Source organism: Thermoanaerobacter ethanolicus JW 200 (assembly GCF_003722315.1).
Lineage (GTDB): Bacteria > Bacillota > Thermoanaerobacteria > Thermoanaerobacterales > Thermoanaerobacteraceae > Thermoanaerobacter > Thermoanaerobacter ethanolicus.
Map to the genome: position 1 here is coordinate 335449 of NZ_CP033580.1, position 14786 is coordinate 350234.

General features: G+C 31.1%; 13 protein-coding genes and 1 pseudogene. 3 read left to right on the forward strand and 11 right to left on the reverse strand.

Annotated elements, in window-relative coordinates; all coding sequences use genetic code 11:
- The first annotated feature begins 8 nt into the window (after positions 1-8).
- Positions 9-1286, forward strand: a complete 1278-nt coding sequence (locus tag EB239_RS01685) for a transposase (protein WP_003869069.1) — start codon at positions 9-11, stop codon at positions 1284-1286.
- A 201-nt stretch (positions 1287-1487) separates the two neighbouring features.
- Here EB239_RS01685 and EB239_RS01690 read toward each other — a convergent pair whose 3' ends face one another.
- Together EB239_RS01690 and EB239_RS14555 are read right to left on the reverse strand one after the other, a co-directional pair.
- Entirely contained in the window at positions 1488-2870 is a 1383-nt protein-coding gene (locus tag EB239_RS01690) for a radical SAM/SPASM domain-containing protein (RefSeq protein WP_003871592.1), read from the reverse strand.
- Positions 2871-3313: 443 nt separating this feature from the next.
- Entirely contained in the window at positions 3314-3487 is a 174-nt protein-coding gene (locus tag EB239_RS14555) for a hypothetical protein (RefSeq protein ID WP_003871591.1), read from the reverse strand.
- Positions 3488-3877: 390 nt separating this feature from the next.
- Here EB239_RS14555 and EB239_RS01695 point away from each other — a divergent pair, with 390 nt between their 5' ends.
- Positions 3878-5161 (forward strand): helix-turn-helix domain-containing protein, encoded by a 1284-nt coding sequence (locus EB239_RS01695; RefSeq protein ID WP_003871079.1) that lies wholly within the window; start codon positions 3878-3880, stop codon positions 5159-5161.
- A 434-nt stretch (positions 5162-5595) separates the two neighbouring features.
- Here EB239_RS01695 and EB239_RS01705 read toward each other — a convergent pair whose 3' ends face one another.
- Genes EB239_RS01705 through EB239_RS01715 form a run of 3 tightly spaced genes read right to left on the reverse strand, consistent with a single transcriptional unit; the run spans position 5596 to position 8648 of the window.
- The gene (locus EB239_RS01705) at positions 5596-6333 is read right to left on the reverse strand and encodes an ABC transporter permease (protein WP_003871078.1); all 738 of its coding nucleotides are present in this window, start codon (positions 6331-6333) and stop codon (positions 5596-5598) included.
- Positions 6330-7271: an ABC transporter ATP-binding protein gene (locus EB239_RS01710; RefSeq protein WP_003871077.1), complete on the reverse strand. Its 942-nt coding sequence runs from the start codon at positions 7269-7271 to the stop codon at positions 6330-6332. The genes EB239_RS01705 and EB239_RS01710 overlap by 4 nt, the downstream gene beginning before the upstream one ends.
- Before the next feature lie 15 nt (positions 7272-7286).
- Positions 7287-8648 carry a radical SAM/SPASM domain-containing protein gene (locus EB239_RS01715; RefSeq protein WP_003871076.1) on the reverse strand — a complete coding sequence of 454 codons (1362 nt, stop codon included), beginning with the start codon at positions 8646-8648 and terminating at the stop codon, positions 7287-7289.
- Between the two features lie 292 nt (positions 8649-8940).
- On the opposite strand from EB239_RS01715, the gene EB239_RS01720 reads away from it, so the two are divergent.
- Positions 8941-9885, forward strand: coding sequence for a helix-turn-helix transcriptional regulator (locus EB239_RS01720; RefSeq protein WP_003871075.1), 945 nt, complete (start codon positions 8941-8943; stop codon positions 9883-9885).
- 92 nt (positions 9886-9977) lie between these two features.
- Here EB239_RS01720 and EB239_RS01725 read toward each other — a convergent pair whose 3' ends face one another.
- From EB239_RS01725 to EB239_RS15330, 6 genes and pseudogenes are all read right to left on the reverse strand, one after another.
- The gene (locus EB239_RS01725; RefSeq protein WP_003871074.1) at positions 9978-10181 is read right to left on the reverse strand and encodes a DUF2281 domain-containing protein; all 204 of its coding nucleotides are present in this window, start codon (positions 10179-10181) and stop codon (positions 9978-9980) included.
- Positions 10182-10463: 282 nt separating this feature from the next.
- Complete coding sequence (locus EB239_RS01730) at positions 10464-10943, reverse strand: transcription elongation factor Spt5 (RefSeq protein WP_003871073.1); 480 nt, start codon at positions 10941-10943, stop codon at positions 10464-10466.
- 40 nt (positions 10944-10983) lie between these two features.
- Positions 10984-11508, reverse strand: coding sequence for a hypothetical protein (locus EB239_RS01735; protein WP_003871072.1), 525 nt, complete (start codon positions 11506-11508; stop codon positions 10984-10986).
- Between the two features lie 333 nt (positions 11509-11841).
- Positions 11842-12609 (reverse strand): annotated as a pseudogene (locus EB239_RS01740) (ATP-binding cassette domain-containing protein); the annotation flags it as partial.
- 14 nt (positions 12610-12623) lie between these two features.
- The gene (locus tag EB239_RS01745; protein ID WP_003871070.1) at positions 12624-14273 is read right to left on the reverse strand and encodes an ABC transporter ATP-binding protein; all 1650 of its coding nucleotides are present in this window, start codon (positions 14271-14273) and stop codon (positions 12624-12626) included.
- 30 nt (positions 14274-14303) lie between these two features.
- Positions 14304-14747: a S41 family peptidase gene (locus EB239_RS15330; RefSeq protein ID WP_003871069.1), complete on the reverse strand. Its 444-nt coding sequence runs from the start codon at positions 14745-14747 to the stop codon at positions 14304-14306.
- Positions 14748-14786 lie beyond the last annotated feature (39 nt).

Below are 14786 nucleotides of genomic sequence, written 5' to 3' on the forward strand. Positions count from 1 at the left end.
AATTCTACATGTACCAGCTTCAATTGCTTTTAAATATACCTGAACTCTTTACCTCTCAGTCTAAAATTGATTTCTATTCTTCTATGTTTGAAAATCTTGACCTGTCTTCAATACCTGAATTCCCTTCCTCTAGTCCTGGCCGTAAGGGTTATTCTCACCATGCACTTTTTAGAGCTTTTATTGTCATGAAAGCTGAAAGATTCGGCACAATTTCTGACCTTTTAGATTATCTCCGCAATAATCTTATCATTGCTCATCTTTGTGGCTTCGACATTTCTAAACCTCTTCCTTCTTATTGGACTTTTCGCCGTTTTATTAATGACTTCTCTCATGATTATTTGACCTCTATTTTTCAAAATCAGGTCAATATCCTCAAAAATATGGGTATTATCTCCGGTGAGTTTATTTCCATGGATTCTACCCCTATTAAAGCTAACACTAAGTTAAATAACCCTAAGTCTTTTTCTAAAAATAAATTCTCTAAAGATAATCAGCCTAAGTCAGATAAGGATTGTAAATTAGGCGTTTATTCTGCTTCTAACGATTCTTCTAATAAACGCTATAAGTTTTATTGGGGCTATAAAAATCACATTATTGTTGATGCTATCTCTGGTTTACCCATCGCTGAAACTACTACCCCCGCTGATGCCCCTGATTTTGAAGCCGCTTTATCTTTGCTTGAGAAGACTAATAAGTGGTTTAACCTTAAGTATGTTAATTTTATTGCCGATAAAGGCTATGATGTTAAGAAACTTTATAATTATGTTAGAAATATTCTCCACGGTCATTGCTTTATTCCTCTTAACAAGCGTAATTCTAAAAATCCCCCTCTGACTGATGATGGTTATATGGTCTGTGAAGCGGGTATTAAAATGCTTAAAGATGGCAAGCAATATTTTGATGGTTTTATTAAGCAAAAATTTGTTTGCAAGTTCTGTAATTCTAAGGATGATTCTGCCTGCCCTATAAATCATCCTAAATATTTTAATGGCAAAAAGCATAGAGGCTGTACTAAGTATGCTATTATATCTTCTGATTATAGGTCCTCTATTAATAGAGACTCCCTATATTTTAAGGCCGTCTACAAATTGAGAATTGAATCAGAAAGATATAATTCCCGCTTTAAAGCTCTGGATTTTGAAAAGGCTTATGTTAGAAATATTAATTCTGTGAGCAACCTTAATACTTTTGGCCATATTACTTTGCTTACTGTCGCTATTGTAGCTATTAAATTGGGCAAATATGATGAGTTTAGATCTCTTGTTGCTTTGATGCAATCGGCCTAATTTTTATTGAATCTATTTCATGCCATTTTTTAACATTTGACTTCTACAGGATATTTATGCCCTTTTTTAGCTCCTCTTTTTGTCTTTTCTTTTCCCTTACCACTTCCTTTATGTTTGATTGTCAGTGTTGATTACTATATATTGTATGTCATACATATTTTGGTTTTTGTTCGTGATTATTTTAATTAATTTTGCACATCCCTATACAACATTTAAAAATTTATCCTCAATTCCTTTTGTCGTTTTCTTTAGGTTGCCGTATAGTTTTTCAAAATTGCCATTTAAAATATAATATCCTAATTTTTCCAAGACTACTTCTGTTATTTTCCGTACATTTACACACTCACTTGTTATAATATTTTCTTCTAAGTTATTTTTTTGTATAGCACCCAAGCACTTTACACACCAATATCTAGCAATACACTTTTGACATTCTGAAAATCTAGATTTCTTTATTTTGTAAAAATTATCTGACACCTCATTGAATTTTTTAAAATCGAAGTTTGTAATGTCGTTAAAATCTATTTTCCCCATATGATATTCATTTTTCCCAATGAACAATTGGCATGGCCATATATCCCCGCTGGCTGTTATCGTAATGTTCGATATACCTGTAGTACAAAAATTATCATTATATGATTTGGAGAAAAATGATATTAATGGAAGAGAGTATTCATTTAGATAAATAAACCTATCAGCGATTATATTGTCAAACACATATTCAACTTCTTTTTCTATATCTTGGACCTTTTCCTTTTCTACTTTAAGCGTTTCATCTTCTGTAATCACATCGCCAATAGCAATATATTTTACTCTAAACTCTTTGTAAAGGTACTCTGCGATCTGATGTTTAGAATACTTTTTTTGAGCCTGAAGAGTATATACGGCATCCACCGTATCGAAATATTCTGTTTCCTCCATAAGCTTCTTAGCATTGTGCCTAACAATATCAAAGCTTCCTCTTCCGTTCCTTTTATATACCCTATTAAGATCATGTATTTCCTTTGGACCATCTATGCTTCCTGTAACATTTATACTATACTCGTTAATTATTTTTATTATTTCTTCATTTAAAATCGTAAGATTAGTGTTAACAATGTAATGTATTTCTTTTCCCATTTTTTCACATATCTTTCCCATAGCTTTATATCCAAGTAAAGGTTCTCCTCCAAAAAATACTATAACTTTAACTTTTGGAAAATTTAACTTTATAAAATCAGCTACTTTTTCCGCTATTTCTTCTGTCACTATAGCTTCCTCTTGGTTATAGTCCCCATGGTTCGCATAACAATACTTGCACTTAAGGTTACACTCATTGCTCGTGTGGATCCTTATCTGGGTAATCTCTTTTTCTCCACTACTGTCATAATTCCGAAATCTAAACAACAGTTCATATATTTCTTTCTTTTTAGGAGTGCTTCCATTAATGTTTTTATCAAATAAAACTCCTTTTTCTACCTCAAAATATATTTCTTCAAATAAGTTGAAAGTTTCATCATCAATCTCGTATATATCGTATTTATTCAAATCAAATAATATCTTCTTGTCATTAGTAATATAAACATTAGCCTTTTCATAATACATCGAAAACACGCTCCTCCTTATAATCCAATTATGATTAAGGAAAAAGAGGAGGTGAGATATGTAGTTTAAAAGACTACATATCTCACCTTTTGAATTTTTACTTAATTTCAACGCCGCATATTTTTGCGAAACCACAAAATGCTGGATTAACGATGGGGTCGAAATTTATCTTTCTCACTATTGACACCTCCCCCTAAACAATTTCTATACTGAGCACATCTTAAAACTTTTTTATTTGTATTTACATCAAAGTTCTAAAATGTGCCTTCAGCCTGCCTGAAATCTATTTTTGCTTTGCATCTTTTTTATTTATAATAGATTGGGGAAAATTCAAAAGCTTTCATCTAAGCCGTTCTATAGATATCTTTTTATCCTTCTTGAGTTTTTATCTTCTACGGTATGTAAGCATTGGATATTAAAAATATTTTTCAATTTCTAAGCTTCTATCCACCCCATGGATTATTTATATCTCCATGTACCCTTGGTTCTCTTTCTTCTGCTAACATGTATTGTTGCATTACTTTTTTATCATTTATATAGGAGGGCTTTACGTTAATGTACGTCACTATCCCAAGTAAAAAAGCTACTAATGCCAATAAAGCTATAGCTTTCTTCAATTTTCTTCACCTCCCAAATTTTCTTTCAATTTTATCCTACCATTCTTACCTCTTTCCAGTAAAATGGCAAAAATGCTTATAAGCCCTCCCAATATTTCGTTTTGGCGAAGTTATCTATATTTTCCTTTCTTTTTCTCTTTTTTTTATATATCACCAGTGAAAAATTTTAATTTTGTAACTGTAAGTTACAACAGGTTAAATTTGTAAAATGGCTTCAAAGACAGTATAATCAATTGTTATAGGATACAAAAAGTCAATTTTAAAATAAATTGTTTGAAAATTTAAACTTTATTTTTCTTCTTGTCAATTTTGTGTATTCCCTTTTATGGCCATAAATGCTATAATTATAAAAAACACTTAAACATTTTCATCCCCTCTGGTGGTGAAATTATGCTCTCTTCTATAGGCGATAAAATTAAAGCTTTGAGACTACAAAAAAATCTCTCACAAAGTGAATTGTGTGGAAATTTTATGAGTAGAGTGGTCTTGAGCAGAATTGAAAACGGGAAAGCACTCCCCTCATTAGAACAGTTAGCTTACCTCGCCGAAAAATTAGAAGTACCTGTAAGTTATTTCTTTAGTGATTCTACAGGAGAAAAATACATACTTTTTGAGAAAAATTCGTCTTTACTTAAAGACTTGTTTTTAGCCAAAGATTATTACGAAATTATTAAATGGTCCGAGGAAAATCACAATGCTTTTTGTGAAGTAGAAGATTCTAATAAATACTACTATCTTGGCATGTCTTATTTTTACTCCAATATCTTTGATAAAGCTTTAAAAATTTTGAAAAAATATATAAATGCTTTTACTAAATCAAGCACAGACTTTAAAAGGGAAAATATAGAAAAATTTTCTGATGCCTTAAACTCTCTTTTTAAAATAATGCTTAAAAATAAAAACTATGAAAAGGGATTTCATTACTTAGAGCTTGCAAGAAAGTATCTTTATCAATTTAATGCCTTGAGTTTACCTGTAAGTTTTGCAATACATAATAATTTAGCTTACACTTACCTCAAAACGTGTCAGTTCCAAAAAGTAGTAATTATATTGGAAAATTTCATTAATTACAATAATGATATTATAAGCCTTAAAATTATGCCAGATATATATACTTCTCTAAATATCGCCTATTACAACTTAGGAAATTATGAAAAAGCCCTTTACTATATAAAAAAAGCGATACTTTTATTTGAGTTTCAGGGCGATCATTTAGAAGCTGGAAAATGCTACCTGAACTATATAAATACCTTAAGGCACAGTAGCAAATTTAAAGAAGCCTTTGAAGTGCTTGAAAAAGCTAAGAATGATTACAAAGATGACGCTGAACTTTATCACAAGTTTAAAATTCAAGAGATGATTCTTTATTTTAATATCGGTATGTATGAAAAAGTTATTGAACTTTCAGAAAGCATTAATACTTCTTTACTCAGCATGAGAGGGAAAAAAGAGCTCGCTTTCATATTAGGTCATATAAAATACTTGAATAAAGAATTTGAGGAGGCTTATAGATTTCTTAAAAAATGCGAAAAATATTTTGCTGAAGAGATTTTTTACAATGACCTATCTGTTATCTATGAAGACTTGTACGTAATTACAGGGGATGTTAATTATAGAGAAAAAGTATTAGCAGTAAAAAATAAATCAGGTAGGAAAAATGTAATTATAAAATAAGCAAATGTCCTGTATAGCAAAAGCAGGAACCCTCCTCATAATAACGAGTTCCTCCTTTATATGAATCTCCTTATGGAAAAAACAGAGTATTATTTAGCTTTTACTAAATACCTTAAACATTTAAGAAAGCATATTTATACCACTAATGTTGTAGAAAGTGCCAACAGCCTTATTGAGAAAATTCGCATAAAAACGGGTAGATATTTCAATTCCATTGAGGTCCTTGAAATTAATATTTATCTCCAGAGAAAAAAAATTTAAAAGAGACAAAATGAATAAAACCGGTTCCAATGATAAACGGCCATATCTATGAAATACAACAACTTTTCCAGTTATGTTACTTTAACCAGACACAAAATTCTTGACAAGTCTCAGTTTGGGTATGGAAGAATTTTATACAAAAATTGGTACTTGACTAATTTGAGAAAGGACAATTAATAAAATCTTTCAAGAATATATATGCGTTTAAATGTCTTTAAAACATAAATACTCAAAACAGTGATGAGAACTGTAAGATATATAAACGACCAGATCATATTAGCTATCGGAGGAAAGCCTAAAGCAAATCTTACTAAACTTAAGCAATGGGTGACAGGATTTATAAGTAATACTGAAGTATATACAGGATGTAAATTCTCCGTCGAATAATATACCGGTGCAAAAAGTAGAAAAACCCACGAAAGCAGCGGGATTATACCTTGCGCGATAAATATATTTTTGATCAGAAGTCCTAAGAAAGTTCCGATGAGTAAGATAGTGAAAATGGAGATTAAAAGAGCTAGAATTAAGAATAATGCATTAACAGTAGTAGAAAAAGCGACAGAAATACATATTGAAACTAGTATGCTGGGAAGTGTAAGTATTATATAGCTTAAAGCAAGTGAAGTAGCAAGTTCAAAGGTACTAACAGATAAAGTAGAATACAATTCAAGCACTTGAGGTTCCATCAGATTACATATCCTTATTGCATACAATCCTAGAAAAGAACCAATGAGAGTTGCCACCATATAACCAGAAATTAAATAAGTTACCGTCTCTCCACGGATATCTCCGAACAATAATAATACAAAAACATAAGATAATGGCAAAATCAAAAGACTAGTTAATACTTGCCACTTATACAATCTTAAGCTTTTAAACTCCATTTGGATTCCAGTAATAATTCTGTTCATTTTTTATCTCCTTCCTCCAATAGTTTTACAACAGTTTTCTCAAATGAAGGAGCCTCCAGCTCCAAATATTTAAGCCCCGCTAATTCATTTACTTCTTTTATAAAGTTAATTCCTTTATTAAGTTCATCAAAAGTAACATTAAAAACATTATATTCTTTTTTAAAACCGAGAGGTTTTTCATATTCAAATACTTTTTCTACTTTTTCTACTTTTTCTTCGTCAAAAGGAATAAATGTTATCTCTACCGGCATCTTCATTAAAGTTGAAATTTCTTCTGGTGAACCTTCTGCTATAATTTTCCCTTTTACTATTACGTACACTCTATCACAAAGAGATTTTACTTCATTCATGTCGTGACTTGCAATCAAAACAGCCTTATTTTTCATACTTCTCAATTGAGATAGCCTTTCCCAAATTCGAGTCTTTGAAATCACATCAACCATAGCTGTCGGTTCATCAAGAATAAGAAGAGGTGAATCCTTAACAATAGCAATATTTAGTAACAAAAGCCTCATCATACCAGAAGAAAGCATATATCCTGCATGATTTTTAAAATTTTCAAGTCCCGAACCTTTTAAAGCTTCTTCTACTTTTTGGGAAAGAAGTTCGTTTTTTAAGCCTTTAAATTTAAGTGCAAATTCGATAGTTTCTTTTACCGTAAGGGAAGGAAAATACAGAATATTTTGAGGACAATAGCTAATATTTTCTCTAACAATATGGGGGCTTTTAGATATGTCTTCCCCAAAAATTTCAATTTTCCCATTGGTAGGACGCAGTAACCCAAGTACTTGCCTTATTAGAGTGGTTTTCCCTGCGCCATTAGGCCCAATAATTCCGATAATCTCTCTTTCTCTAACTGAAATATTAAGATTGTCGTTTGCTTTGACTCCATTAGGATATATTTTGGTTAAATTTTCAATTTTTAAAATTTCTGTCATACTTAATATCCTCCTTTATACTACCTTTCCATTTAAATCTTTTCGTTTCTTCAAATGATCAACTATTTTCTCTGTGTCTAGAGAACTAGCAAGGACTTCCATGGTAACTCTTGAAAAGAGTTGTTTTTTACAAATTTTTTTAGTATAATCTCCTACATTAACATAGGATTCAAAAGCACAGCCTCCCCCACATAAAGGCACATATGGACACTCAATACATTCTCTCCATCTATCCATTGTAATGAATTCCACATATTTGCTATTAAATTTTTTATCTCTAACATTTCCTATTGAAAATTCTTTTTTACCAACAAAACCACCACACTTATATATATCTCCCACAGGATCAATCACAAACTGTGACTCTGAAAGAAGAAGACATGGTCCGCTATCTACAAATCTTCGCGTAATGGGAAATCCGTCTCTTTTCGCTGAGGGAAGTGCTTTCTTAATTAAAAATTCGCTAAAGGCTTTGTCTGTTAAAACGTTAGAATCACACTGTAAAGATGGATAACAAGACTTCATTTGAGGAGAAAAATCAATATAAACTCTATTGTTTAAACCTTCTTCTTTAAGGTACTTTAATAAATTATCTATATCTTCCATATTTGCACTATCTACATTAATTCTTACAGCTACTTTAGTAAATTCCAAAAATTTTTTTAAGTTCTTTATAATATCTGAAAAACTTCCCTCCCCATTTTTATATGGTCTTCTTTTATCATGAATGTACTTGCTTCCATCAATTGTTATCTGAATAAATTTGAGGTTATTTTTCGTTAGTGTTTTTAATTCATCATCAGAAAGTTCAATAGTCCCATTTGTAATAATGCTAAAGGAAAAAGTTAAATTTTTCTTAAGGGTTTCATTATAAAAATAATTGCAAATTTGAAATATCGGATCTTTATTAAGTAAAGGTTCGCCACCATAAAATACCAGTTCTAGGATGCGGTAGGATTTTTCATCTATCTTTCTTTGAATCCAATTAATTATATCTTTCGTTGTATCATTAGTCATATTTTCCCTTCTGAATCCTTGGATTTCTGTTTCTATACAGTATTCGCATTTCAAATTACAATCATAAGTGGTCAATATCATGGCCCCAAATCCTGGATTGCTGAACTTGCCTTTTTCGATAAAGTATTTTATATAATTAGACTCATTATCAGAATAAGAGACTAATATCCCTTGATTAAAAAGTTCTTCAATAATGTTTTCAGGGCATTTTTCAAAATCTTTATTGCTAATTCTCTCAAAAATTTCTGTTTCTAAAACAATAACACTTCTAGTCAAAGTACTATAAAGCAAATAGTAGCCTTTTATTGGGAAATCTTCTTTTATTAGTACATATTGAGATAATTTAAGTTCTTTGGACATCTTCTTTCCTCCTTTCTTATGGACCAGTAATTGGCTTGGTCATCAGATGACCAGGCCAATTACTGGTGTTCAGATTTTTAATTCATTAGAATATTGTGCGAACTGGTGCGATAAAGCACCCGCAAATAAAATTTGGTTCCCCACCTACAGGTATATGATATTTGGCTTCCTCAATAATTAACATCTTTTCACCCCTCCCCATACTCCCTTTACTTTTCCTTCTCTTACCTATATAATATATGGTAAGTTAAACAATTTCAACCCGAATTGATTCTGGGTGGTGTGTAAAAAAATGGATGGATTCTATTATGATTTAGAGGCTTTTGGAAATGAATTGAAAGATATACGTAAATCTTTAAGGCTTACTCAGAAAGATGTAGCAGATCAAACTCTTGTAAGCACAGATACTCTAAGGAGAATTGAAAATGGAAAGGTTATGCCTAAACAGGAAACTCTTGATTTGATGTCTGTCATCTTTAAAAGAGACTTAAATGAGCTCTTGCTTAAGTACAGACTTAAAGATTACTCTTCTTTTTATAAAATAAAAACTTCTATTGAAGATAAGCTTGAAGGTGGAGAATTTGAAGATTTGAAAAAGGAGGTTGAAGAGCTTAAAAAAATAATTGATGAAAGGAAAATGAGTCTTTATTACATTCGATTATTGAAGCAACTTCTCTTGTTAGTGGAGTCTGTTATTGAAAAAACTGTAAATAATGATTATGAAAAGGCTTTAGAAAAATTGATTGAAGCTATGAAAGTCACTATACCAGATTTTTCTTTTTCTAACTATACCCGCTTTGTGTACAGCAGTATGGAAGTTAGAATTTTAATGAATATGGCTATTATACTAAGAGAAAAAGAATCATACGAAAAATGTATAGAAATGCTCCTTTTCTGCTTAGAAGCTCTAGAGCCAGACAATGTAGAAGAAAGAATTAGGGTATATTATAACCTTTCCTATGCGTATCACCTGGCTTCCATATATGATAAGGCGCTTTACTACGCAGAAGAAGGTATTAAAACTTGTACAGAAAACAAGACTTTAAATGGCTTGGCACTTTTATACTTCAGAAAGGGAATTGCCGAATTTAAGCTTAATAGAGAAAATTACATGGACTCTCTTTTAAAGGCTGTAAATCTTTCAGAAATATGTGGGCATGAAAAGTTAAAGAAAATGGTCATAGAAAGTTGCAAGAAAATTTATAATATAGACCTGAAAAATTTTCAAAAGCTTTAATATTTAAACAAAAAAACAGCAGAGAGTAAAATGTTAGCATTCTACTCCTTGCTGACTATAAAATCATTGGTTCTGCCGCTCTTTAACTTCCCTCAATTATTTGTAGGAACTTTCTTGGAGTTATCTCTTATTCCTTTCACAAATTTAGAAATACTCACTTCTGTATAACCCAATTCTTCAAACCTTTGTTTAGTTTCTTTTGTTGTTTCAAATAATTCTTTCACAATTCTCATTCTCTTTTGAATAAGATATTCTATAAAATCTAAAACTTCTTTTTTAGCATTTTTAGGCAACATCCTTGCGTTTTAATAAATAATATCATCAAGTTTATCATTATCAAAATTTGTCATTTTAAACACAACCATTACAGATTTCTTAATTATATTCTAACACATTCCAACAATTATTAAAATGCAAACTTTCTCACTTTTCAAGAGACTTAATTACTTCCACTGTCTTTTGTTTTAATATTTCTGCTCTTACTTCTGGATGCTTGACATTTGTATGAGGTGGATTGTTTTATGCTTACCTTATTGTAAGTTTTTTTATAAAGATTTGACTATTTATCACTTTTTTAATCAATATTCTCCATTATTATAGGCATCCAAATAGCCCAGGTAAGCATAAAACATAGGTGTTTTATTTTTATAATCAAACTCACTAATTCCTTGTTCAATGAATAATTCTAAAAGCAATCTGTTACAATTTGAATGGATGCATCCTGTTTTTGTTTCAAAAACAACATAAATTATATCATCTTTTTCATTATTGGATATGTGCGCATAATTTGACTGATAGTACAAATTACTTTTATCATTTTTTAAAACTTTATATGCAATGAAATTAAATTCTCTAGCAGTAAGATTTAATCGCTGATTTCGCAAACAATGAACGGCATTGAACGCAATGTGTTGCATAATAGACTCTGGCAAATCTGTTGTGGAAATTTCTTTAATATCCACTTTCTGTTTCAAGAAATCAATTAATTCTTCAATACTTTTTTCACCAGGCATAATTTTATGTTTGTATTTTTTTAGTAAGTCCTCTCTGTTATTCATTGTCTTAGCTCCTTTTCACTGAAAAGTTTTAATTCTTTATTTAGTTTATTGTAACTGTACCTGTAAATGTTAATGCTGAAAGCCAACCACCAGAAGTCAGATTATACCCCTGTAAATCCTTAACACTTACCTTTACCTTATTAACATGAGTTGGTATTGTAGCATATCCAATAAAAACTGTACCTACGCTGGAGACACCAGTATAGTACGTACTGTACGTCTTCCCATCTCCAAATGTTGCATACGTTTTTGGGAAGAGAAAGCTCGTATCCTCTATGGTTAAAGATTTGAAACGCCAAGCGTAATATAGATCAGTTCCACTCCAGGTTAAATACACATGACAAGTGTCAGTATTTCCGGATCGGGTTATAGTAGCATAAATTATAGTAGGAGTAGACGCCGTTGTGATATCATTTGTGGATGTTTTTGCTGAATCCAAAAGTATTTTACCAATCTCTGCCACGTTAAGATTTTCATTAACTGTGACAATAGGAACCTCAATATAAGTTTCATCTTCGGTTTCAGTTGCCATAGCTGAAATACAAAGAGTTACAACCATAACCATAGCTAAAAAGATACTACTTAAGATTTTTTTCTATTTTCATCGTGAACCCTCCTTCAATAAACATGGCTACCAAGTGGATAATTGAGCTAAACTGATTCAATAGTTTGTTGAGCTTAATCAAACTCTATAATTTTGACAATTTTTGTGTGGTAAGTTAGACTATATTTGAAATAGTCTAGCTTAGCTAACTACTACCCATCCCTATTTAACGCTACCGCCTCCCTTTACTTTTCCTTCTCTTACCTATTATAATATATGGTAAGTTAAACAATTTCAACCCGAATTGATTCTGGGTTACGCTCCAATCTCTGGCATTTCACTCATATTTTCCTTTCATACAGTTTCTTCTACAGTCTCAATCTCTTCTTTCTCATCAATCCCATAATTATACATATAATAGAAATACCCTCTCTTCTCTAATAGCTCATCCAATGTGCCTCTTTCAATGATTTCTCCATCTCTCATTACAAATATTTCATCATACCTTTTAAGTATCTCCAGGTCTAGTTTATGTGTTACAGCAAGTACTGTCGCATCTAAATTTATAAGTGTCCTCTCTATATCGCTTGCCGTAACTTTGTCTAAAGCCGCCGTAGCTTCATCTATAAGCAGTATTTCAGCTTTCTTGATTAACGCTCTTGCAATTGCTATCCTCTGTCTCTCTCCTCCCGATAGTTCTACTTCCCCTTCCCCTACTATTGTATCGAGTCCTTTGGGGAGTTTCTCAACAACCTGAATTAAACCAGATTGTTTCAATGACTCATTGAGTTCCTCTTCACTGCATTCACTATACAGACAAATGTTATTCTTTAATGTGTCACCAAACATAAAGACATCCTGCTGTATGATACTAACTTTCCTGTAATAAGAGGCAGGGTCAAATTCTCTTATATCTACTCCGTCAATTAGCACTTGCCCCTCATAATCTGTAATGTGATTTAATAGCACTCTGAGCAGTGTGGTCTTTCCACACCCACTTTCTCCAACTAATGTATACTTTTTGCCTTTATCAAGCTTCATGTTTATATTCGACAAACCATTTCTCTTCCCATCGTAAGAAAAGGTTAAGTTTTTGATTTCTATAGAATCTTTAAATTCAAAACCTGTGAAACTTTTTACACCAAACATTCCACCTTTTTAGAAATTCTATTTAAATCTATCACTTCATCCGCTATATTTAAAAACTCTTGGTTATGAGTAACAATTAAAATTATTTTTTCTTTCTTGAGTGCTGTTAGCATAGATTTTAATTTCTCAATACTAACAACATCTAAGGCAGACGTGGGCTCATCTAACACTATGACATCTGGATCTTTTAAAAATGTCCTGGCAATCGCTATCTTTAATTTTTCTCCTCCTGAAATGTTGCTGGAGGCTTCATTTAGTTTTGTATTCAATCCTTCATGAAATTTATCTATATTTACATTTAAATCTTTTAGCAGTTTATCAATAGTTTTATAATCGTAAACCTCCACCCCATATATTAAGTTATTGATAATTGTGTCATTAACTAATTTTGGTTCCTGTTCAGTAACTCCAATGATTTTTCTCCTTATGTAATACATGTCTAGTTCCTTAAGTTCTATTGAATTGTAGCGTATTTCACCCGAATAGTAATTTACTAAAATTCCAAGAATTACGTTAATAAGAGTACTTTTGCCCGTTCCATTATCTCCTACAATGCAGTATATTTTCCCTTTTTCAAATTCATAGTTGAAATCGTGTATAATTTTTTTAGAATTGTCATAAGCAAAGGAAACATTTCTAAGTTCAATAGTCTCTATACCCTCTAATCTAATAGTACCATTTATCTCTTGGGGCTCATCTAATATTTGTCTTAATCTATCGTAGGAAACTAAAGCATCCTGATATGACTTACCCAAGTTTAAAAAATACCCAACACTTCCTATCATCATCGAAAAATAGCTACTAATTATCGTAAAATCTCCTATTGTCAAATTTCCATTTATTATTTCCATTCCGCCAACAAAAAATATTATTACCCTTGCAATAGTAGTCACCATTGAATTGCTGCTATTAAAAAGATAAGAAACTTTTGTATACCTCAGCAATGAATTAAACATTTTTTCAAATGCGCTATTTAATCTTTCAGTTTCTTCCTTAAAAGTGGCATTTAGTTTTATGACTTTTACATTTTGCAAATTATCATTCATTTTTGAAAAAAATTCGTTCTGTTTTTCTTTTAATTCATAGCCTCTTATATATAAAGGTTTTCTAAACAAAAAGTAAAGAAATATATATAAAGGAATTAAAGCCATTAATTCTAAAGTTAATTTGGCATTTATTCTCATGGAAATATAAGCCAAGAAAATAATAGTTAAAGCATTAGTAAGAATATCTAGCATATTGGCTAATACAAAAGAAACTACAGTATTGCTGTCAGAGTTTATTCTTTGATTTAGATATGCACTGTCTACTCCTTTAAAGTAAAGAATAGGCAATTTAGTTACATGGTTCAATACGTAAAAGTTTAAGTCTGTCATTGATTTGGTCTGAATTTTAACATAGGTATAGCTCACTATGAAAGAAGTAGTTATAGTGATTATGCCAATTAATATTATCTTTGCTGTAAAATCGTAAATTACTTTGAAATCTTTACTCTGCAATAGAAGGTCAATATAATTACCTGTAATGTAAGGCACTATAATTGACATGAGCCATCCAATGATACTAAAAAACAGAAATACTATCAGGGAGCTTTTGTACTTAAATATAAATTTTTTAACAAAGTTAAATATTTTCATATTGATCAACTCTCTTGCATTTTTTAGAAATTACTTCTCTTTTCCTAAAGATTTAATTAATTCAACTGTCTTTTGCTTCAATATTTCTGCTCTTACTTCTGGATAGCCAGCATTTGTATCTGGAACATCTAATTCTATGTCCGGTTTCACACCTTCTATAAAAAATGAACCCCCGTCTCGGTTTAAAATTGTGCCGGCTTCAAATCTCACAATCAATCCACTGTTGGGAAGTCTCATATATGAGGTAAGTGAACCATGGCCTAAAGTATTTCTTCCCACTAATGTAGCAAAACCTGTTTCTTTACAAAACTTGGCAAATTCTGTGGCTGCAGAAAAAGTCGCTCTGTCTATTATTAGAAATATCTTCCCTTTGAAATTTACATATTCATTTGATTTGAAAAACTTTTCTATATACTTTTCCTCTTGTTTAAATAGGTTTTCTTTAAATTCATAGATTGTAAAATCTTTTTTCATCTCTTCTGAAAGTTTATCGTATATAGGACTCTCTCTGAA